Raw genomic sequence first — 20,494 nt, forward strand, 5'->3', positions numbered from 1 at the left:
CGAAGCGACGGTGGGTTGGCGGCACGCAGCGTTGCCTCTGCGCGCCGCTCGGCCCGCCGGGATTCTGCCGCAAGGCGGCCGATCGTGGGGCCGCCATGTGACGGGCCCTGCACCATCGCTTCGGGGCCGACCCGGTGGACACCCGGTGGCGCAGACGTTACACCGTGTACATGACAGACATCTGGCGCCTCTCGGCCTCCGCACTCGCGACCCTGGTCGCCCAACGCAAGCTCTCCGCCGTCGAGGCCGCCCGCGCGGCGCTCGCCCGGCTCGAGGCGGTCAACCCGCGGCTCAACGCCGTGGTCGACTGCCGCCCCGACGCGGTGCTGCGCCGCGCCGAAGCCATCGATGCCGCCCTGGCGCGGGGCGAGCGCCTGGGCCCGCTGGCCGGCGTGCCGGTCACCGTCAAGGTCAACATCGACCAGGCGGGCTTCGCCACCACCAACGGCGTGCGGCTGCAGCAAGACCGCATCGCCGCCACCAACAGCCCGGTGGTCGACAACCTGGAGCGGGCCGGCGCGGTGATCGTCGGCCGCACCAACACGCCTGCCTTCAGCTACCGCTGGTTCACCGACAACCGGCTGCACGGCCGCACGCTCAACCCGCGCAATGCAGCGCTCACGCCGGGCGGTTCGTCCGGCGGCGCGGCCTCGGCCGTGGCCGCGGGCATCGGCCACATCGCGCACGGCACCGACATCGCCGGTTCGATCCGCTACCCGGCCTATGCCTGCGGCGTGCACGGGCTGCGCCCCTCGCTGGGGCGGGTGGCGGCCTTCAACGCCTCGGGGCCCGAGCGAACGATCGGCGGCCAAATCACCGCCGTGTCGGGCCCGCTCGCGCGCACCATGCCCGACCTGCGGCTGGCGCTGGCCGCCATGTCCGGGGCCGACGATCGCGATCCGTGGTGGGTGCCCGCTCCGCTCGAAGGCCCCGGCCGGCCTCGCGTCGCCGCGCTGTGCCTGCGCCCCGATGGGCTCGCCACCGCGCCCGAGATCGTCGCGGCGCTGCTGGACGCGGCCGAGCGCCTGCGCGACGCCGGCTGGACCGTGGAAGAGATCGACGACGTCCCGCCGCTCGAGGAAGCCTGCCGTGTGCAGACCGTGCTCTGGATGGGCGACGGCTACGAAGCCATGGTCGAGGCCGCGCGGCTGGAGGGCGACGCCGGCGCCATCGCCGCGCTCGCAGGCCAGGCCGGCGCCGCGGCCGCGCTCACCGCGGCGCAGCTGTCGGCCGCGCTGGTCCAGCGCGCCACGCTGGCCCGCGCCTGGCAGCAGTTCTTCGGCGGGCGCCATGCCGTGCTGCTGATGCCCGCCAGCGCCGAGCTGCCCTTCGCGGCCGACCTCGACCTGCAGGGCCCCGAGGCCTACGCCCGCGTGTGGGCCGCGCAGACGCCGATGATCGGCCTGCCGCTCACCGGCCTGCCCTCGCTGGTGGTCGCGACCGGCATGGCCGGCACCAGCCCGGTCGGGGTGCAGCTGGTGGCCGGGCGTTTCCGAGAAGACCTGTGCCTGGCGGCCGGCGAGGCCATCGAGGCGCGGGGTGGGCCGCCGATGCCTGTGGACTGAGGCGGATGGAGGGGTTGGGGGGCGGTTCGTCTACTTGAGCTCGATCTCGACGAAGACGAACTCGAAGTCGTTGGCATTGATCACGTTGTGCTCGACGCCGGTGAGCCGCGTGTACGACACCCCGGCCGTGAGCGGGCTGCGCAGCGTGCCCTGAGGCGTCTCGCGCAGCAGCGTGCCGGTGGTCATGGGCACCACGACGCAGTCCCTGCCGTGGCGGTGATGGCCTGTCTCGGCACCCGGCGCAAAGCGCCATTCCGTGACCCGTGTGCGCTCGTTGTCGATCTGGACGGTGGGAATGGCTCGCGGACGTGTCATGGGCCGCATGCCCGCATGCCCGCAAGCTCCGTGCCTTCGGCCGCCGATGCATCGCGCAGGGTGCACGGCTCGGAAAGCCGTCGCGTCATGCGCGCGTTGCGCAGCACCACGCCGCGCAGCGTCACCTCTCGCCGGTGTGCGATTTCGAAACCCGAGCGGCGGAAGAAGGCTTCGGCGGCGAGGCTCACATGGGCCCACAGGCCGGCGATGCCGCGATCGCGTGCCGAAGCCTCGATGCGCGCCATCAGCGCCTTCGCCACCCCGCGCCCACCGCAGTCACCGGCCACGAAGAACATGTCGATGTGGCCGGACGGCTGCAGGTCCGCAAAGCCCGCGATGCGCCCATCGAGCTCGGCGACGAAGGGCTGCAGCATGCGCATGCGCTCGGCCCACTGTGCCGCATCGTGCTCGCTCGGCGCCCAGGCCGCGCGCTCGGCGGGCGTGTAGTACGGCGCGGCGAGGGTGTGGACGGAGGATTCGAAGACGGCGCGCAGGGCGGAGGCGTCGGCGGGCGTGAATGCCCGGATGTGCAGTGGCATGGCGGTGCGCGTCAGAGGCTGTCGATCGCTTCGACCACGGCGCCTTCGGTCGGGATGCGGCGCACCGAGTTGCCGGTGGGGTCGTACAGGACCACCGCGCCTGTCGTGGCGAAGACGAGCCGGCCTTTCTCGATCTTGCCATCGCCACGGATGACTGCCACGCAGTCTGCGCCGCGGGCGCGCTTTCCCACCACCTTTGCTTCGGGTGGCCGCATCAGGGTGTCGATGCGCTGCTGGCGCGAGATGCAGACCTTGGGCTCGACCACCCAGTTGCGGATGTGGACTTCGCCTGCGGAGAGGCCGGCGATGGGGACAGTCGCCAAGGCGGTTCCCATCACCATCATTGCGAGAAAGCCGCCGATCACGATTGCAGGAGCCGCGAGCGTGACGAACGCTGGAATGAAAAGCACCAGCAGGAGCGTTTCAAACCAGCGTTTGTCTTGGAGGCTTTGGCGCAATTTCGTGCGTGTGCGTTGCGCCACCGCAGATTTCAGCCCTCGCCTCCCATACCACCGCAGCGCGAGGAACGCGAAGAAGACGATGGACAAGACGAGAGAGGTTTTCCAGAGTCGCCAGATGGTCGGGCTCAGGCGTTGCCATACCTCCGCAACAAAGCCCCACGTGTCAGGGTGCGAAATGCCTGAAAACACCTGAGCAACAGCCCATCCACCCAGGTTGAACAGATCGATGGCCGAACTGAACAACGTGGCGTGCGGAACGCCCAGCGTGCTCTGGACCGCGAGCGCCACGCCATAGCCCAGCAAGGCCAGCACGATGCCGGCCGTGGACGCCAGTGCCAGCACGACACCCAGCCAGTGGGTGCCGCGCTTGGCCAACGCATCCTTGGCGTCGTCGTGGCCCGCGCGCATGTCCGCAGCGGGCGCGAGCACGCGCAAGGCGGTGTCCGGGCCGCTCACGGCGGAGTCGTCTACCGCCCCGCCACCGACCACCCCGCATGCAGGTTGGCCTTGTCGTTCTCGTATTCCCAGCGCGTGCCGCAGCGGTCGCAGCGGTAGCTGGTGACCGTCACCGAGCGGCCGTCCTCGCGTTCTTCCTTGCGGTTGCTGCCTTGCACCAGCTCGGCATGGCCTGGCGCGCGGCGCCAGTTGCGCTGGATGCCGGTGCAGGGTTCGCACAGCTCCATCTTCTTCTGATCGGCCTGTCGGGCGCTTGCGATGCTCATGATGGGGCTCGTTTCGTGATGGCGAAGATGAAGGGGGCGATCAATGGTGGTGGCCGCCGGCGCCGTGCACGTGGCGATGCTCCAGCTCCTCGGGGGCGGCGGCGCGCACTTCCAGCACCTTGAGCGCGAAGCGCAGCTCCAGGCCGGCCAGCGGGTGGTTGCCGTCGAGCAGCACCTTGTCGCCCTTGATCTTCTTCACGTAGAACACATGCGGCGTGCCCTGGTCGTCGCGGCCTTCGAGCTGGCCACCGACCTTCACGCCCGGCGGGAACTCGCTCTTGGGGATGGTGCGTTCCAGCGCGGGGTCGCGCACGCCGAAGGCGTCTTCGGGCTTGAGCTGCAGCGTGACGGCGTAGCCGGCTTCCTGGCCGTCCAGCGCCTCCTCGATCTTCGGCAGCGTGTTGTCGTAGCCGCCATGCAGGTAGCCCATGGGCTCCTTGGCTTCCTCGATGAGCTTGCCCTGCAGGTCGCTGACCTTGTAGCGGAGGGTGACGACGGTGTCTTTTTCGATTTTCATGGGGAGCATTGTCCCGCAGAGCGGCCCGCGCTGCACCCAGGGCGCCGGCTGCCGCAGGCGCTGGCGCTGCTTTTCCCGCCTGCGATGCCAGCCGCGCGCGGTGCTCGGCCCCGGCCTCAGCGCTGCCGGTACACCCGCCCGAGGGCGGTCGCCAGCGCCATCGACAGCCGCCGCCGCACCAGCGTCAGGGGCGACAGCGACGCCAGCGGCCCGCGCGTGAAGCGGTAGAAGGACTGGCTCGCGACCGACGGCGGCCGTCCGCGCAGCGCGCCGCGGAAATGCCGGCCCTGCCAGGGCTTGGCCGCCCCCACCGCATGCGACAGGTGCCGCCCGCCCGGCACGAAATCCATCGCCTCCGGGCCCTGCGTGCACAGCGGGGCGCCGTCCAGCATCAGCGCGAAGTTGAGCGCGTCCTCGTCGGTCGAATGAAAGGGATGGTCGGGTGCGCCCAGCTTGCGCTGCCGCAGCGCCCCGCCGTGGTCTTCGGCGATCCGTTCGCACAGGCGCTGCCACGTGGCGAGCAGTGCATCGTGCGCGCGCGGCACGCCGACGAAGCCGCTGTTGTAGTAGCGCGCCAGCGCGCGCTGCGGCACCTCGCCATGCGCAGCGAAGAAGTGCCGCCAGCCCTCGCGCCTGGGGTGGTCCGACGGCAGCGCGCTATCGAGGTCCTCGACCAGCGCGACCTCGCCACCGGCGAACCAGGCCTCGATCTCTGCCCATGCGCACTTCACGACCAGGTCCGGGTCGAGGTACACCACCGCCTCGGCGGCTGGGTCGTGCACCTGCAGCAGCTCGCGCATGAAGGCCGGCTTCTGGTAGTTGAGGCTGCGCGGCGGGTCGAGCGCCAGGGTCTGCAGCACCACCTGCGGCGTGACCTGGAGCCGGCCCGCACGGCGGTCGAAACGCGCATGCCGCGCCAGCCACGCGGGCAGCGGCCCGCGGTGCCCGGCCCACACCGTGCCCTGGTACCCGGCGGCCACCAGCGAGTTCACCAGCGTCGCCACGCCGTGGTGGTAGTGGCCTTCGAAGAGGGTGCAGAGGGCGATTCGCATGGGGGGATGATCGCGCACTGGGGACGTCCCGCGGCCGGCGCGGTGCGAAGCGCGAGGGGTTGCAAACCTACAATTCCATGCAGCGGAGCGACGGCTGGATGTCCAAGCGAGCGCGTGCGAGGCTTGCCAGCGACCTCGAGGCTGTTTTCAACGGACAGCGCAGCGCTCGTCGGGCTCCGGTCGTCGGTTTTCCATCAAGCACTGATGATCGGGCTGAAGCCATGCGAAATCTATCCACCTGTCTGTTTGCCGCCGCGTCCTTCTTTCATCTGGGCGCCATGGCCCAACCCGGTTTGTGCACGCCGGGTGAAGTCACGGAGTGGTCCTGCACAGCGAAGAGAAAAACCTATTCTCTGTGCGCCTCCAAGGACCTCGGCGCCACGACGGGCTACATGCAGTACCGCGCGGGCAAAGCCTCGAAGACGGAATTCGTGTTCCCCGAACGACTGGAACATCCGAAGGGAAACTTTCGCCTTGTCCTGCAGGCAAAGGGCGTCATGTTGAATTTCTCGAATGCGGGTTACGAATACGCCATCCATGAGCCGCTGGCAGGGTCGACCCATATCGATGTCGTCGACAGCCGGGGAGCCCGGGTTGCGGATGTGATGTGCCTTTCGGCGACGGAGACGCTGACATTGACGACCACGATGCAGCGCTTCGAACGCCTGGGCATTTATCGGTGAGTGGCCCGGCGAGGTCCGGCGCGTGCTGCAAGATCCGTCGCGTTGGTCTGTCCGAGCGTCCTGATTCCAGCCGGCGTCCACCATTCCCATGCCCCGCATCGCCCTCATCTCCGACACCCATGGCCTGCTCCGCCCGGAAGCCCTGGCCTTTCTTGCCGGCAGCGACCACATCGTCCACGCCGGCGACATCGGCGGCCCGGAGATCCTGGCTGCGCTGGCGGCCATGGCGCCCTTGAGCGTGGTGCGAGGCAACAACGACAGTGAGCCCTGGGCCGACGACATCCCGTCCTCGTTGACCGTCACGCTCGGTGGCGTCGCGGTGCATGCGGTGCACGACATCGCCGACCTGCACCTCGGCCCCGCCGACGGGGACGTGCGGGTGGTGGTGTCCGGCCATTCGCACAAGCCATCGATGGTCGAGCGCGACGGCGTGCTGTTCGTCAACCCCGGCAGCGCGGGGCCGCGGCGCTTCAGCCTGCCGATCTCGGTGGGGGAACGGCGGATCGACGAGAGAGGGCGCGTGACGCCGCGCCTGGTCACGTTGGCGGTGCCGCTCACGGCCTCACGCCGTTGAGCTGGCCAGCTCAATCGCCGCAAAATATGCGGTGATTGAGGCGGCAATCGCCGCATGCCCACCTCATCGCGCGCGGCCGGCGGGCTCATGCTGGCGTGCCACCAAATCGTCGGACCGGCACATTGACGGCTTCTCGGGTCAGATCCTGCGTGCACCCAACGAGCGCTATGACCAGCTGAGGCTGCGCAAAAAAGGAGCATCCCGTCACCGGCGCCGCAGCACGAGCTGCGAATCTGCCTGAGGTCCCCTTGCTGTGGGCATGCGCCGACGATCACGGCGTCGGATGGCCTACCGGACCACGTCGAGCGCAGCGCCAGGCTGGCGTGCTTCTCCCATCATTTGAAAGCCCGACCATGTCCAAGCCCGACACCCCCGCCGCTTCCCCCGACCGCATCGACACGCAATCCGCCGCCTCGCTGGCCGAATGGGCCAAAAAGCTCGATGTGACCGACACCCAGCTGAAGGAAGCGGTGTCCAAAGTCGGCGACCGCGCCACCGACGTCGAACTGCACCTCAAGGGCAGCCGCAGCACCACCAACACCGAGCGGGTCGACGAGACCGGCGACGCGCCTTGAGGAAGGCGCAGCCGGTCAGTAGCCTGAGGTGAGATTGCGCCGGGCCTCGTCGCGCTGGCGCTGTGCGCGCACCGCGTCGCAGCGTGGATGGCGCGCATAGGCGGCCTCGGCGCAGTGGCTGGCTTCGCAGCGAGCGGCGAAGGCGAAGAACAGGTGCTCGCAGCCGACGCGCGGGTCGGACCGCCCTGCGGCCGCCGAGGGCTTGCTTGCGGTCGTGGCGACGCGAGCCGGGTTTGCCGGACGCGCGGGCGGTGAAGCTGTGAGCGCCGGGGCTTTGTCGACCGACATCTCGCCGGGTGCCAGGGCAGATTCGAAGGGGACCACGGCCGGCGACCGCGTGGGGTTCGACGAAGCCGGCATCGAAGGCGCCGGACTCGCCGAAGGTGCAATCGCCGTCGTCGCTGCAAAAGCCGGAAGGGCCACGCTCTCCGCCGCCTTGGCCGGCACGACGGACGCACCCGGCCGCGCCGGGATCAGCGCGATCCAGACCAGCAGCGCGATCAGCACAGCGCTCAGCAGCGCCACGGCAACGAACCAGCCGCGCGCCCCGGGCACCGCCGTCAGGCCGTGTCGCGGCGGCGCAACCGCCGGTGCCGTGTGACGCGGTCGGGCCGGCGCCAGCGTCTCCAGTGCCGTGTGACGCGGTCGGGCCGGCGCCAGCGTCTCCAGTGCCGACGGCCCGGTGGCCGCAAAGGCCGGCAGCTTGGCCGCGCAGCCGCGACAGAACATGGCCTTGTCGCGGTTGAGTGCCTGGCAGGCCTGGCAGATGACGGTCATGCGCGCTCCCGGCGTGGGATCAGGCCGGCGAGGTGAACACCAGCAGCGAGCGTCCGGTCACGGTGTAGCCGTGGCCGGGCTGGAAGGCTGCATCTTCCTGCGCGTCGAGCGCGGTGTCGACCACGCGCGTCCAGCCCTTGCCCTCGGGCCGCTCGGGCAGCTGGAAGTCGATCGCGCCTTCCCACGCATTGAAGACCAGCAGCACGCTGTCGTCGGCCGCGGGCCGCGGCAGCGAGGAGGCCGGCGCATGGCCTTCGAGCAGCAGGCCGAAGCAGCGGGTCTGCGGGTCCTGCCAATGCGCCTCGTCCATCTCGGCGCCGTCCGGCGCGAACCAGGTCGAGTCCTTGACCTGCGCGGCCTCGCTCCATTCGCCGCTCAGGAAGCGGTTGCGGCGCAGCACCGGCAGCGTGTGGCGCAGCTGCGTCAGGTGCTGGGTGAATTCGGTCAGGCTGCGGCCGGGCGGCGCGCTGGCGGCCTCCCAGTCGAACCAGGAGATGTCGCTGTCCTGGCAGTAGGCGTTGTTGTTGCCCTGCTGGGTGCGCGCGAACTCGTCGCCGGCCAGCAGCATGGGCGTGCCCTGCGACAGCAGCAGGGTGGCGAGCATGTTGCGCTGCTGGCGGGCGCGCAGCGCCAGCACCTCCGCATCGTCGGTCGGGCCTTCGGCGCCGCAGTTCCAGCTGCGGTTGTCGCCGTGGCCGTCGCGGTTGCCTTCGTTGTTGGCTTCGTTGTGCTTCTCGTTGTAGCTGGTGGTGTCGGCCAGCGTGAAGCCGTCGTGCGCGGTGATGAAGTTGACGCTGGCCCAGGGCCGGCGGCCGCGCTTGTTGAAGCGGTCGCCGCTGGCCGTGAGGCATTGCGCCAGCGCGGGCGCCATGGCCTCGTCGCCCTTCCAGAAGGCGCGCACCGTGTCGCGGAAGCCGTCGTTCCACTCGGCCCAGCCGGGCGGGAAGCCGCCGACCTGGTAGCCGCCCGGGCCGATGTCCCAGGGTTCGGCGATCAGCTTGACGCTGGACAGCAGCGGGTCCTGCCGGCAGCTGTCGAGGAAGCCGCCGCCTTCGTCGAAGCCGTGGTCCTCGCGCGCCAGGATGGTCGCCAGGTCGAAGCGGAAGCCGTCGACGTGCATCTCCGTGACCCAGTAGCGCAGGCTGTCGGTCACCATCTGCAGCACGCGCGGATGGCTCAGGTTGACGGTGTTGCCGGTGCCCGTGTCGTTGATGTAGTAGCGCGGACCGGTGCCCTCGCCCTCGGGCATCAGGCGGTAGTAGCTCGCGTTGTCGATGCCCTTGAACGAGAGCGTCGGGCCCATCTCGTTGCCTTCGGGCGTGTGGTTGTAGACCACGTCCATGATCACCTCCAGCCCGTGGGCGTGGAAGCGGTCGACCATGTGCTTGAACTCGTCGATGTTCGGGCCGTCCATGTAGCGCTGGTCGAGCGCGAAGAAGCCGATGGTGTCGTAGCCCCAGTAGTTGGTCAGGCCCTTCTCGGTGAGGAAGGGCTGGTTGAGGAACATCTGCACCGGCAGCAGTTCGACGCTGGTCACGCCCAGCGCCTTGATCGGGCCGATGACTTCGTCCATGGCCAGGCCGGCGAAGGTGCCGCGGAACAGCTCGGGCACCTTCGGGTGCTTCATGGTGAAGCCGCGCACGTGGGTCTCGTAGAACACGGTCTGGTTCCAGGGCACGCGCACGGCGTCGGTCTGCTTCCACTCGAAGCGCGAATCGACCACCACGCACTTGGGCATGAAGGGCGCGCTGTCGCGCTCGTCGAAGCTCAGGTCGCCGTCGGGATGGCCCACGGTGTAGCCGAACAGCTCGGGGCCCCACTTGAGCTCGCCCATGTGCGCCTTGGCGTAGGGGTCGAGCAGCAGCTTGTGATGGTTGAAGCGGTGGCCCTGCTCGGGCTCGTAGGGGCCGTGCACCCGCAGGCCGTAGCGGGTGCCGGGTTCGAGGCCGGGCACGAAGCCGTGCCAGACCTCGTCGGTGTACTCGGGCAGCGTGATGCAGGCGGTCTCGGTGGTGCCGGCCTCGTCGTAGAGGCAGACCTGCACGCGGGTGGCATGCGCCGAGAACACGGCGAAATTGACGCCGCGCCCGGTGTAGGTGGCGCCGAGCGGGTGGGGGGCGCCTTCTTCGAGGGCGGGGGGCGGCAGGGTGTCGGGCATGGAGCGGTCCGGGGCAAAGAGCCGAACTGTCATGCCGCGCGCGCTGCCGCGCCACGGGAAGGTCGCTGGACTTCGCGTAGGCCGGCGCCATGCCCGCGCCGCCGGCGTGCCGCGATCAGCGCATGCGGTCGCCGTCGCGCACCGATTCGACCGCGCCGTTGTAGAGCCGCACGATACCCAGGAAGGCCCCCGGGCCGCGGTCGTAGGTCCAGTCTTCCATCGGTACGCATTGCGGCAGCAGCAGCGCATCGGGGCCCTGGCGGCGTTGCGAGGGCACGATCCAGCCCAGCTGGTAGGTCGGCACGCAGATGCTCTCCCGGTCCAGCGGCTGGCCGCACTTCTGCAGCACCGACACGCGCGAGTCGCCCCGGCTCACGAGGTAGCCGTTGCAGCCGAGCGATTGCGCCTGCGCGGCGGGTGCGAGCAGGGCGGCAGCCGCGGCCAGCAGCCAGGGCGCGAGCCTTGCAGCAGGGTGACGCAAGGCCGAAGGAAAAACGCGGGCGAGGAAGTGCATGCCCGAAAGTTTAGGGACAAACACGAACGAGGGCGGCGCCGACGGGCACCGCGCGCCGGCGTCACAGGATGATGTTGTTCTTCGGTCGCAGCAGCGGTGGCAGGTCGGTGTCACCCAGCAGTTCGCGCAGCTCGATCTCGATCATCCGGTTGATCTGCGCGATGGGCACGTCGTTGGCGCCGCCTTCAAACGGGTTCTCGGTGCTGGCGCCGACCTGCTCCAGCGTGGTGTACATCCACGAGATCATCACGCTGAAGGGGATCACGAGCCACACCATGTGCCCCTTCATCCAGCCATTGGCGATGGCGTTGAGCCCGTCGAACTCCTTGAGCAGGCCGAAGGGCAGCAGCACGCAGAAGAAGCGGATGAAGAAGGTGTTGATGATCGCGTACTGCCGCGGATAGGGAAAGTTCTTGATCCGCTCGCTGCGGCCCTGGTGGTCGAGCAGCTCCTTGAGCACCTTCTCCATCTCGATGAAGAAGTTGATGACGATGTCGCCGCGCGCGAACAGCCCCTGGATCGCGCGGCTCTGCTGGGCCATCAGTTGCGTGGCCTTGTTGCGCGAGGCCAGGACGACGGCGAGCTCGTCCGGCGGGATCAGCCTGGCGAGCGCCGATTCGAGCGTCGTCTCCTGCTCGGGCACGCAGTAGTGGCGCTGGTACTCGGCATTGGTGCGGCGGCCGGTGCTCTCCCAGGCGCGCTGCCGGCGCATCTGGTAGCGCAGCGCCGTGACCCAGGCGAGGTGGCGGTCGACCAGCTGCCGCGTGACCTGCTCGTTCTTCACGTAGTCGCGGCTCATGAGGCCCCAGGCGCGGCTCACGTTGAGGATGCCGCCCCACACCTGCTGCGCCTCCAGCGTGCGGCCATAGGTCTGCGTGTTCTTGAAGCTCACGATGAAGGCGGTGGCCGTGCCGATGAGAGCGACCACGGTCCACGGCACCGTGAGCCAGCGCCACTGCGCGAGTTCGTACAGGCACACCGGCACCACGCCCAGCGCGAGCAGGACGTAGAGCTCCCGCCGGGTCCAGATCAGGAACTCGGAGAGCCGGTAGCCCCTGCCGACGTTCATCGCGCCGCCAGCCAGGCCTCGAAACCGATCGTGCCGAGCTGCGCGTCGTCGTCGGGCGTGAGCGAGCGGTCGTCGAGTGGGACGCCGAAGTACAGGGCCTTCGCATCGGCCACCACGGTGCGCGGGTCGCCGATGGCGCTCAGGTAGCGCTGCACCAGCGCGGCCAGTCCGATGCGTTCCGGGCCGGCGATCTCGCGCATGCCCTGGAGCGGTGCGCCGAGGGCTGCGTCGGCCATCGCCGATGCGACGTCGTCCGAGGCGATGGGCTGCACCAGCGCCGGCGACAGGCGCACGGTCTGCCCTTCGGTGGCCGACTGCGCGATGCCGCCGAGGAAATCGATGAACTGCGTGGCGCGCACGATCGTGTAGGGAATCGCGCCGGCCTGGATGAGCTTCTCCTGTGCGAGCTTGGCGCGGAAGTAGCCGCTGCCCTGCAGGCGTTCGGTGCCCACTACCGACAGCGCCACGAGGTGCTTTACGCCCGCCGCGGCTTCGGCCGCGAGCAGGTTGCGCCCCGAGGTCTCGAAGAAGTCGAGCACGGCCCGGTCCTCGAACGAGGGCGAGTTGGCCACGTCGACCACCACCTGCGCGCCGGCGAGCGCGTCGGCCAGGCCTTCGCCGGTGAGGGTGTTGACGCCCGTGTTGGGCGAGGCGGCCACGGCCTGGTGGCCGCGTGCGACGAGCTGTCGGACCAGCCTGGTTCCGATGAGGCCGGTGCCTCCGATCACGACGATCTTCATTTCATGCCTTCTGGAGTGTGTTTGACGCCTTGATCGTAGGGATGGAACAATCAGGCTGAAATGACTGATACCCCTGAAATACGGCCAAACTCCCAGAAGGCACGGCGCGTGTTGTTCGTCGCCTATCCGGACGTGGGCCTGCTCGACCTGACCGGCGCGCAGACGGTGTTCTGGGCCGCGACCAAGGCGATGGAGGCGCGTGGGCTCAAGGGCTATGAGCGCGTGACGGCCAGTCTCGACGGCGGCCTGGTGCGCAGCGCGGAAGGGCTCGAGCTGCAGACCACGCGGCTGGCCGGCTGCCGCCCGTCGTCGGTCGACACGCTCATCGTGCCCGGCTCGCCGCACATGGCCTCGGTGCTCGACGACTCGGCACCGCTGGTCCAGTGGTTGCGGCGTGCCTCGGGCCGCAGCCGGCGCACCGCGTCGGTGTGCAGCGGGGCCTTCCTGCTGGCCGCGGCCGGGCTGCTCGACCGCAAGCGCGCCACCACCCACTGGCTGATGTTCGACATGATGAACCAGCGCTTCCCGCTGGTGCAGATCGATCGCGACGCGATCTTCGTGCAGCAGGGGCCGGTGTGGACCTCGGCTGGCGTGACGGCCGGCATCGACCTCGCGCTGGCGCTGGTCGAGGCCGACTGCGGGCACGCCGTGGCGATGGAAGTCGCGCGCGAGCTGGTCGTGTACCTCAAGCGGCCCGGCGGGCACTCGCAGTTCAGCGCCCTGCTCCAGTCGCAGACCGATGCGACGTCCGCCTTCGACGAACTCAACCTCTGGATCGCCGGCAACCTGCGCCGCGCCGACCTGAGCGTCGACCTGCTGGCCGAGCGGGCGTGCATGAGCCCGCGCAACTTCGCCCGCCTCTACAAGCAGAAGACCGGTCGCACGCCGGCCAAGGCGGTCGAGGTGCTCCGGCTCGAGGCGGCGCGCCGCCTGCTGGAGGATTCGGCCAGCCACGTCGACCAGATCGCACTGCAGTGCGGCTTCGGCGACGAGGAGCGCATGCGGGTCACCTTCCAGCGCCATCTGGGCGTGGCACCGCGCGACTACCGCAAGCGCTTCGCGAGCCGCGGGCTGCACGCGGCCGACGCGCTGGCGGTGCCCGCATCGACCGCGGCGGGCGACAGGAAGCCAGCGCGCGCCGACCGGCGATAGTGCGGGCATGAGCAACGGCGCCCTTTTCACCCGCACCCCCGACCGCCATATCTGGACCGGCATCGCCTGCGGCATCGGCGCCGGCGCGCTGTGGGGTTTGGTGTTCCTCGCGCCCGAGCTGGTGCGCGGCTTCACGCCGCTGCAGCTGGCGGTCGGGCGCTTCCTGGCCTACGGCCTGTTCGCCGCCGCCTTGCTGCTGCCGCGCTGGCGGCGGCTCGCGGCGCAGCTGGACCGGCGCGACTGGTGGGCGCTGTGCTGGCTGAGCCTGTGGGGCAACACCGCCTACTACGTGCTGCTGGCCAACGCGGTGCAGCGCGGCGGCATCGCCATGACCTCGCTGGTGATCGGCTTCCTGCCCATGCTGGTGACGGTGATCGGCAGCCGCGAGCACCAGGCCGTGCCGCTGCGCCGGCTCGCGCCCTCGCTGCTGTGCGGGCTGGCGGGCGTGGCCTGCATCGGCTGGCAGTCGCTGGGCGGGGAGGCGCCGGCCGGCGGGCTGGTCGGCCTGCTGTGCGCGATCGGCGCGCTGGCGTCGTGGACCGGCTATGCCGTGCGCAACAGCCGACATCTGGCACGGCTGCCGCAGGTGTCGGTGCAGGACTGGAACCTCGCGACCGGCGTGGTCACGGGCGCGCAGGCCTTGCTGCTGCTGCCCTTCGCGCTGTGGCTCGACGGCGACACGCACAGCGCGGCCGAATGGGGGCGCCTGGCGGTGGTGGTGGTCTGCGTGGCGCTGGGCGCTTCCATCGCGGGCAATGCGCTGTGGCACCGCATGAGCCGGCTGCTGCCGCTGACCATGGTGGGCCAGATGATCCTGTTCGAGACCCTGTTCGCGCTGCTCTACGGCTTCCTCTGGGAACAGCGGCTGCCCACCGGGCTGGAGTGGCTGGCCATGGCCTGCGTGGTGGCGAGCGTGCTGTTCTGCGTGCAGGCGCATCGGCCGCGCGTGATCGTCCCGGGGCCGTCCGCCTAGGGGCTGCGGGTCCGTCGCCCGATCTCCCTATCATCGAGACACCGCGCCGCGCACGGCGGCGCCACACCCCCGAAGGAGACCCCGCCCATGCCCAAGTTCGTCGACACCTCGCCCCCGGGACACTGCATCTTCTGCCGCCTGGTGGCGGGCGAGATTCCGGCCGCACACGTGTACGAGGACGAACTGACCATTGCCTTCATGGACATCGGCCAGGTCAACCCCGGCCATGTGCTGGTGGCCAGCAAGCGCCACGCGGCCAACCTGTTCGAGCTCACGCCCGAAGAAGCCGCCGCCGTGATGCAGACCGCGCAGAAGGTGGCGAGCGCCGTGCGCGACGCCTTCGACCCGCCGGGCCTCACGCTGCTCCAGGCCAACGGCCCCGAAGGCGGCCAGACGGTGTTCCATTTCCACCTGCACGTGGTGCCGCGCCATGCGGACGACGGTGTCGGCCTGAGCTGGCCGCGCAAGGAGCCGGCGGCGGCGGTGCTGCAAGGCTATGCGCAGCGCCTGCGCGACGCCTTGCCTGCGGCTTAGGCGCGCAGGCCCTGGCCTGACGCCGCGTCCTGCCCCTGTGGCGGCCGCCAGGCAATGACGCCTTCCGTACGGGCCCGGACCTCGGGCGGGGCCAGGCAGGTCACGACGGCCTCGTAGCCGGGCGCGCCCGGAAAGGGCAGGACCCGCGTGGGCGGGCTGTGGTTGGCGGGGCACAGCAGGATGGCCGCGTCGGTGCCCACGGCGGCCAGCTCCAGCATCGCGCAGGAACGGGTCATGAGGAACAACGGCCGGGCGTCGGGCCCGCGGGCGCGCAGATGGGCGGCCAGGGCCTGCTGCGTCGCGCTGTCCAGGCCCTGCTCCACCAGGTCGATGACAAGTGCTGCCGGGCCTTCGTCCTCCAGGCCGACGAGCAGAGCAAGCAGCGCCTCCGAGGCCCAGGCGCCCTCCTCGACCAGCCGGGCCAGCGTCTGCTCGACGCGCCATCGCAGGGCCGGGTCGGCGTTGAGCCGCACCTGCGCGCGGCCGTCCGTGGCCCGTTCCAGCCCCAGGAAGGCGGCGCCCGGCAGGGCTTCCGCGAGACGCAGGGCCAGCCGCGTCTTGCCGCTGCCCAGCGGGCCGACGATGTAGTTCAACGGCCGGATGTCGCGCAGCGTGAACGTTTCACCGCCCCAGGGCCAGGGCAGTGCGAATTCGACGCCGAGGCCGGGCTGCGCATGCTGCAGGCGCGTGAGCTCGTCGAGCGTCGGCGGGTGGCCCCGTTCGAGTTCGGTGCGCAGGCCGCGGACCTGGTCGATGGTGCCGGCCAGCTGGCGCACGCGCGCTTCCAGCGCGGCCTGGTGGGCCGCCAGCGCCGGCGCGAGCCCGTCGGCCTCGCCCTGCAGCACGCTGGCCACCTGCGCGAGGCTCAGGCCCAGCGCGCGCAGCGCCACGATGTCCGCGGCCCGCTGCATCTGTTCGGGGCCGTAGGCGCGCCAGCCCGCGGCATTGCGCTCCGGCGCCACCAGGCCGCGCGCTTCGTAGAGACGCAGCGCCTTGGCGGACACGCCGAGGCGCCGGGCGGCCTGGCCGGGGTTCAGGAAGCGAAGGGAAGCTGTCAAGGAATCACCTCATCGGTTGGGATCGAAGGGCGTGTTTCTAGGGGCGGCCGCAGGGGCCGGGTCAAGCAGGGCACGCAATTTAGGCACCAGATGCCGCATGCGCCGGCCCGGGATCGCCAGGAAGTCCGCGATGGGCATCCATTCGACGCCGTTGACCTCCTCGAGCTGGGGCCTGGGTGCGAAGGGCCGGGTCGCCACCACGGCGAACATGAAGTCGTGGTGCCGGTGCGCGCCCTCGCCCTTGGCCGGGCGGGCCGCGATCGCGTGGGTGTCGATGTCCAGCGCCCGGCCGTCCCGCAGCGGCTGCGTGTCGGCGGCCGGCAGGCCGGTCTCTTCCTCGACTTCGCGCAGGCCGGATTCGAACAGGCTGGCCGAATCGGGCTCGACATGGCCGCCCGGCTGCATCCAGCTGCGGTAGACCTTGTGGTGGATCAGCAGCACATGGCTGCGGTCGGCATCGAAGACCAGCACGCTGGAGGTGATGTGGCCCGCCATATTGGCGCGGCTGAAGATGCCGTCGTCGTGCGCGATCTGCGCGCGCAATGCGTGCAGGCGCTCGTGCTCGCCCGGGTGGCAGGCCAGGTAGTGGGTCAGTTCTTCTCGGGTCCGTGCGTGCATGGTCAATCGTGGCGGATGACGTGGAAGCCTTCGTCCGCCGTGGGGGCGACGAAGTGGCGGCTGATCTGGTCGAACTCCGCGTCCGAGGTCTCGAAGGGATGCCCGCCCGCGAGGTTGCGTGCGCGCAGCCGGGCCTTGCACACGTCGTCGGGCACATCGAGGTGGTGCAGGCGATGCGTGGCTCCCGCCTTCTCGAACACGCCGCGGGCCCAGCGCCGGGTCGCCACGGTGTTCGACGGAAAGTCGAGCACGACCGAGGTGCCGGCCGCGAGCAGCGCCTCGACGTGGCCGGCCATGGCCTCGCGCAGCCGGCCCGCGCAGCGCACGTAGTCCGCAAGCGCGTGGATCTCGCCCGGGTACAGCCGCGCGAGCCAGTCGTCTTCGCTGATGCGCACGGTGTGCGGTGCCGCCGCGAGGCGCTTCGTGAGTGTCGATTTGCCGGCGCCGATCTTGCCGCAGACCAGGTGCAGCACGGCGGGCGTGGAAGGCTTCGAAGGCGTGTCGGTTTCTTGCATCTTTCAATCTCCAGTGACTTTGAGGGCACCCCGGGAGACAGAAAAAAACCCGCCTCAGGGGGCGGGTTTCGAATGGCTGCAGAAGCCGCGCGTCAACCCACCATCTTCCGGATGGTGCGAATGATCGACGCGATGTGCGAGCGGGCCATGGCGCAAAGCATAGCCGATGGGCCGGCAGCCTCGGCCTACAGCGGGCTCTGCCAGCCCAGCAGCTCGGCCAGCCGCGTGACGATCCAGCGGGCCTCGGCGGCCGAGACGCCCGACTCGGGGGTGGCGAGGCCGTCGTGGATGCGGTGCAGCACCTCGTCCTCCGAGGGCACCTCGACATGCGCCAGGATGCGCGCATGCTCGGTCAGGTGGGTCGCCAGGTCCTCGCACACCTCGTAGCGCTGGCGCACGAGTTCGATGGGTTCGCGCAGGCGCTGGCGCGCCGGGTCGGCGTAGAGCGCGAAGAAGGAGGGCGGGATATCGATCTGGTACGCGTCGGACATGCAGGCGATCATGCCCGACACTCTTCGGCTCTTTCGGACCTCGACTGCCATGGAAATCGAATTCAAGTTCCACATCCCCGCCGAGCGGCTCAAGGCCGTCGAGTCGGCCGTGCGCCGCGCCCTGGTGCAGCGCACCCGACTGCAGGCGCGCTATTTCGACACGGCCGACGGCACGCTGGGCGCGCACGGCGCGGTGCTGCGGCTGCGCAAGGAAGGCCGCCGCTGGGTGCAGACGGCCAAGGCGCTGGGCGACGGGCCGCTGCACCGGCTCGAGCACAACGTCGACCTGGGCCTGGCGCGCGCCGGCGACGCGCCGGTGCCGGACGTCGCGCGCCATGCGGGCACGCCCGTGGGCGAGCGCATCGCCGCGCTGCTGGCCAAGGCCGACCAGCCGCTGCAGCCGACCTACGGCACCGACATCTGGCGGCTCACGCGCCAGCTGCGCAGCGGGTCCACCGTGGTCGAGCTGGCGCTGGACACCGGCACCATCACCGCGCACCCGCCGGGCGTCGCCGCGCCGCGCACGGCCGCGGTGTGCGAGCTCGAACTGGAACTGGTGCGCGGCCCGGTCGACGGGCTGGTGGCGCTGGCGCAGCGCTGGTCGCGCACGCACCGGCTGTGGTTCAGCACGGTGTCCAAGGCCGAGTGCGGCGAACGCCTGCTGGCGGGCACGACCTCGGTGCCGGCAGTCAAGGCCGCGCCGCCGCGCTTCGGCGATGCGGACAAGGGCTTTCCCGATGGCCCGGCGCTGCAGCGCGCGGTGCTGGCGTCCTGCCTGGCGCAGATCCTGCCCAACGCCAGCGAGATCGCCGCCGGCAGCGAGGACGCCGAGCAGCTGCACCAGCTGCGCATCGGCATCCGCCGCCTGCGCACCGCGCTGCGCACGCTCGAGGCGCTGGGCCCGGGCTTCGACCCGGCCTGGACGCCGCCTTTGGTCGAGGTGTTCCAGGCGCTGGGCGCGCGCCGCGATGCCGAGCTGCAGCAGCAGTCGCTCGCGCTGCCACTGCACGAGGCCGGCGTGCCGCCGATCGCGTGGCCGGCCGACAGGGTCGATGCCCTGGCGCCCGGCGACGCGGTGCGTGCGGCGGCCTTCCAGGCGGTGCTGGTCGGGCTGATCGGCTTCACGGCGCAGGCGCTCACGCGCAGCGCCGACGCGCCGCCGCAGGAAGGCGCCACGCCGGCCGAGGCGCGCCGCCAGCTGCGCGCGACGCTCGACAAGCTGCATGCGCGCGTGGTGCGCGACGGCGCGCATTTCGCATCGCTCGATGCGCAGGCCCGGCACGCGGTGCGCAAGCGGCTCAAGCGCTTGCGCTACCTGGCCGAGTTCGTGGCGCCGCTGTTCGATCACAAGCGCGCCGCACGCTACCTGCGCCGGCTCGGCCCGGCCCAGGACGCGCTGGGCTGGTTCCAGGACGAGCAGGTGGCGCTCGAGTCCTGTTTCGATGCGGCCGAGGCGGCCCAGCCCGCGGATGCGCCGCCGCTCTGGTTCGCCATCGGCTGGCTGTCGGCGCGCCAGCCCGAGAGCGTGCGCGCCAGCGGCAAGGCCCTGCGCCAGGTCGACAAGGCGCAGCGCTTCTGGCGCAAACGGGCCAAGGGTTGAGCGGCGGCACCGCGACGGGCCGGCGGCGCGCTGCGAGCGCATCGTCTTTGGCCTACTCCAGCTTCCGCGCTTGACGTCACCGGCGCTCGCACCGGCCGGGCCACAGTGGGCTTTCGCCTCCCACCCTGCCCTTGCCGGTCGCCGCCATGAAGCCCCAACACCTGTTCGCCCTGTGCCGCAAGGCCGTCACGGCCTGGATCGACGATTTCGCGCCCAGCATGGGCGCGTCGATCGCCTACTACACCGTGTTCTCGCTGGCGCCGCTGCTGGTGATCGTGATCGCCATCGCGGGCGCGGTGTTCGGCCGCGAGGCGGTGCAGGGCGAGATCGTCGCGCAGCTGCAGGGCCTGATTGGGCGCGACGGCGCGATCGCGGTCCAGGGGCTGATCAAGAGCGCCGACGCGCCCGCGCGCGGGCTGGTGGCGGGCGGCATCAGCATCGTGGTGCTGCTGGTCGGCGCGACCACGGTGTTCGCCGAACTGCAGAGCGCGCTCGACCGCATCTGGCACGTGCCCGAGGCCGACAAGCCCAGCGGCGTGTGGGCGGTGCTGCGCGCGCGCGTACTGTCCTTCGGCCTGATCCTCGGGCTGGTGTTCCTGCTCATGGTTTCGCTGCTGGTCAGCGCCGGCGTGGCGGCCTTCGGCGGCTGGGCCGGCGGCCTGATGCCGGGCTGGGAGCTGCTGCTGCAGGGCCTCAACGTGCTGATCTCGCTGGCCATCACGACCGTGCTGTTCGCGATGATCTTCAAGTTCATGCCCACCGCCGCGATCCGCTGGCGCGACGTCTGGGTCGGCGCGGTCGTGACGGCGGTGCTGTTCGAGGTCGGCAAGATGCTGATCGGCCTGTACATCGGCAAGAGCGGCGTGGCCGAATCCTTTGCTGCCGCCGGCTCGCTGGTGGTGCTGCTGGCCTGGGTCTACTACGCGGCACAGATCTTCCTGCTGGGCGCCGAGTTCACCAAGGTCTATGCCGACGAGCACGGCTCGGTGGCCGGGGCCAAGGCGGTGGCCAGCACGCGTGCGACGGCCGCGGCGGCCGATGCCGGCACCGATGCGGCGCCCGCGGCAGTGGCGGCCGGCGCCGTGGCGCCGAGCGCATCGACCGACGAGGCCACGCTCGCGCGCACCGCCGAGACACAGCGCCAGATTGCGCTCCGGCTGCAGAAGACCACCTCCGAACTGACGCGCCAAGTGGCGGTGCTCGCCATCGCGACGCTGGCCAGCGGCGTGGTCGCGCGCTGGCAGAAGCGGCAGCGCCGGGCTGCGCGGCAGGCGCGGCAGCGCTGAAGCGCC

General features: G+C 70.7%; 24 protein-coding genes. 9 read left to right on the forward strand and 15 right to left on the reverse strand.

All coding sequences use genetic code 11. The annotated features are described in order from the left end of the window. Positions 1-170: 170 nt before the first annotated feature. Positions 171-1,565: an amidase family protein gene (locus K0H49_RS17075; protein WP_219214908.1), complete on the forward strand. Its 1,395-nt coding sequence runs from the start codon at positions 171-173 to the stop codon at positions 1,563-1,565. Between the two features lie 30 nt (positions 1,566-1,595). On the opposite strand, the gene K0H49_RS17080 is transcribed toward K0H49_RS17075, so the two are convergent. The 6 genes from K0H49_RS17080 to K0H49_RS17105 form a co-directional block, all read right to left on the reverse strand. Beyond that, entirely contained in the window at positions 1,596-1,880 is a 285-nt protein-coding gene (locus K0H49_RS17080; RefSeq protein WP_219214911.1) for a cupin domain-containing protein, read from the reverse strand. Further along, positions 1,877-2,419 carry a GNAT family N-acetyltransferase gene (locus tag K0H49_RS17085; RefSeq protein WP_219214913.1) on the reverse strand — a complete coding sequence of 181 codons (543 nt, stop codon included), beginning with the start codon at positions 2,417-2,419 and terminating at the stop codon, positions 1,877-1,879. Before K0H49_RS17085 ends, K0H49_RS17080 begins: the two co-directional genes overlap by 4 nt. Positions 2,420-2,430: 11 nt before the next feature. Beyond that, entirely contained in the window at positions 2,431-3,336 is a 906-nt protein-coding gene (locus K0H49_RS17090) for a hypothetical protein (RefSeq protein WP_219214915.1), read from the reverse strand. Between the two features lie 11 nt (positions 3,337-3,347). Continuing rightward, positions 3,348-3,602, reverse strand: a complete 255-nt coding sequence (locus tag K0H49_RS17095) for a hypothetical protein (RefSeq protein WP_183028609.1) — start codon at positions 3,600-3,602, stop codon at positions 3,348-3,350. A gap of 40 nt (positions 3,603-3,642) precedes the next feature. Further along, positions 3,643-4,119, reverse strand: coding sequence for an FKBP-type peptidyl-prolyl cis-trans isomerase (locus K0H49_RS17100; RefSeq protein ID WP_219214918.1), 477 nt, complete (start codon positions 4,117-4,119; stop codon positions 3,643-3,645). Between the two features lie 116 nt (positions 4,120-4,235). Next, positions 4,236-5,171, reverse strand: a complete 936-nt coding sequence (locus K0H49_RS17105) for a hypothetical protein (protein ID WP_219214920.1) — start codon at positions 5,169-5,171, stop codon at positions 4,236-4,238. Positions 5,172-5,230: 59 nt separating this feature from the next. Here K0H49_RS17105 and K0H49_RS17110 point away from each other — a divergent pair, with 59 nt between their 5' ends. The 3 genes from K0H49_RS17110 (at position 5,231) to K0H49_RS17120 (ending at position 7,003) form a co-directional block, all read left to right on the forward strand. Next, positions 5,231-5,854 carry a hypothetical protein gene (locus K0H49_RS17110; RefSeq protein ID WP_219214923.1) on the forward strand — a complete coding sequence of 208 codons (624 nt, stop codon included), beginning with the start codon at positions 5,231-5,233 and terminating at the stop codon, positions 5,852-5,854. Between the two features lie 88 nt (positions 5,855-5,942). Continuing rightward, on the forward strand, positions 5,943-6,428 hold the full coding sequence (locus K0H49_RS17115) for a metallophosphoesterase family protein (RefSeq protein ID WP_219214926.1): 486 nt from the start codon (positions 5,943-5,945) through the stop codon (positions 6,426-6,428). A gap of 353 nt (positions 6,429-6,781) precedes the next feature. Continuing rightward, on the forward strand, positions 6,782-7,003 hold the full coding sequence (locus K0H49_RS17120) for a DUF3606 domain-containing protein (RefSeq protein ID WP_219214930.1): 222 nt from the start codon (positions 6,782-6,784) through the stop codon (positions 7,001-7,003). Positions 7,004-7,018: 15 nt separating this feature from the next. Here the strand turns inward: K0H49_RS17120 and K0H49_RS17125 are convergent, their stop codons facing one another. From K0H49_RS17125 to K0H49_RS17145, 5 genes are all read right to left on the reverse strand, one after another. Beyond that, positions 7,019-7,780 carry a hypothetical protein gene (locus K0H49_RS17125; protein ID WP_219214934.1) on the reverse strand — a complete coding sequence of 254 codons (762 nt, stop codon included), beginning with the start codon at positions 7,778-7,780 and terminating at the stop codon, positions 7,019-7,021. A 19-nt stretch (positions 7,781-7,799) separates the two neighbouring features. Further along, positions 7,800-9,938: a glycogen debranching protein GlgX gene (gene glgX, locus K0H49_RS17130; protein ID WP_219214937.1), complete on the reverse strand. Its 2,139-nt coding sequence runs from the start codon at positions 9,936-9,938 to the stop codon at positions 7,800-7,802. 115 nt (positions 9,939-10,053) lie between these two features. Then, positions 10,054-10,452, reverse strand: coding sequence for a DUF2845 domain-containing protein (locus tag K0H49_RS17135; protein ID WP_219214938.1), 399 nt, complete (start codon positions 10,450-10,452; stop codon positions 10,054-10,056). A 61-nt stretch (positions 10,453-10,513) separates the two neighbouring features. Then, a complete protein-coding gene (locus K0H49_RS17140; RefSeq protein ID WP_219214941.1) occupies positions 10,514-11,521 on the reverse strand; it encodes a bestrophin family protein in 1,008 nt (335 codons plus the stop codon). After that, the gene (locus tag K0H49_RS17145; protein WP_219214944.1) at positions 11,518-12,261 is read right to left on the reverse strand and encodes an SDR family oxidoreductase; all 744 of its coding nucleotides are present in this window, start codon (positions 12,259-12,261) and stop codon (positions 11,518-11,520) included. Before K0H49_RS17145 ends, K0H49_RS17140 begins: the two co-directional genes overlap by 4 nt. 60 nt (positions 12,262-12,321) lie before the next feature. Between K0H49_RS17145 and K0H49_RS17150 the strand changes: the two genes are divergently transcribed. The 3 genes from K0H49_RS17150 to K0H49_RS17160 all read left to right on the forward strand — a co-directional run bounded on the left by K0H49_RS17150 (position 12,322) and on the right by K0H49_RS17160 (position 14,920). Beyond that, positions 12,322-13,413: a GlxA family transcriptional regulator gene (locus K0H49_RS17150; RefSeq protein WP_219214946.1), complete on the forward strand. Its 1,092-nt coding sequence runs from the start codon at positions 12,322-12,324 to the stop codon at positions 13,411-13,413. Positions 13,414-13,420: 7 nt separating this feature from the next. Further along, entirely contained in the window at positions 13,421-14,386 is a 966-nt protein-coding gene (locus K0H49_RS17155) for a DMT family transporter (protein WP_219214949.1), read from the forward strand. A gap of 87 nt (positions 14,387-14,473) precedes the next feature. After that, entirely contained in the window at positions 14,474-14,920 is a 447-nt protein-coding gene (locus K0H49_RS17160; protein ID WP_219214952.1) for an HIT family protein, read from the forward strand. Here the strand turns inward: K0H49_RS17160 and K0H49_RS17165 are convergent. From K0H49_RS17165 to K0H49_RS17180, 4 genes are all read right to left on the reverse strand, one after another. Continuing rightward, positions 14,917-15,978, reverse strand: coding sequence for a MerR family transcriptional regulator (locus K0H49_RS17165; RefSeq protein ID WP_257624931.1), 1,062 nt, complete (start codon positions 15,976-15,978; stop codon positions 14,917-14,919). The two genes, K0H49_RS17160 and K0H49_RS17165, sit on opposite strands and share 4 nt — an antisense overlap. A gap of 9 nt (positions 15,979-15,987) precedes the next feature. After that, positions 15,988-16,596, reverse strand: a complete 609-nt coding sequence (locus K0H49_RS17170) for an NUDIX hydrolase (protein WP_219214955.1) — start codon at positions 16,594-16,596, stop codon at positions 15,988-15,990. A 2-nt stretch (positions 16,597-16,598) separates the two neighbouring features. Continuing rightward, a complete protein-coding gene (locus K0H49_RS17175) occupies positions 16,599-17,111 on the reverse strand; it encodes an AAA family ATPase (RefSeq protein WP_219214958.1) in 513 nt (170 codons plus the stop codon). A gap of 185 nt (positions 17,112-17,296) precedes the next feature. Next, positions 17,297-17,602 carry a hypothetical protein gene (locus tag K0H49_RS17180; protein WP_219214959.1) on the reverse strand — a complete coding sequence of 102 codons (306 nt, stop codon included), beginning with the start codon at positions 17,600-17,602 and terminating at the stop codon, positions 17,297-17,299. 49 nt (positions 17,603-17,651) lie between these two features. Here K0H49_RS17180 and K0H49_RS17185 point away from each other — a divergent pair, with 49 nt between their 5' ends. After that, positions 17,652-19,202 carry a CYTH and CHAD domain-containing protein gene (locus K0H49_RS17185; protein ID WP_219214961.1) on the forward strand — a complete coding sequence of 517 codons (1,551 nt, stop codon included), beginning with the start codon at positions 17,652-17,654 and terminating at the stop codon, positions 19,200-19,202. A gap of 146 nt (positions 19,203-19,348) precedes the next feature. Beyond that, positions 19,349-20,488, forward strand: coding sequence for a YihY/virulence factor BrkB family protein (locus K0H49_RS17190; protein WP_219214964.1), 1,140 nt, complete (start codon positions 19,349-19,351; stop codon positions 20,486-20,488). The last annotated feature ends 6 nt before the right edge of the window (positions 20,489-20,494 follow it).

It is taken from the genome of Variovorax boronicumulans (assembly GCF_019352895.1).
Taxonomy (GTDB): domain Bacteria; phylum Pseudomonadota; class Gammaproteobacteria; order Burkholderiales; family Burkholderiaceae_C; genus Variovorax; species Variovorax boronicumulans_A.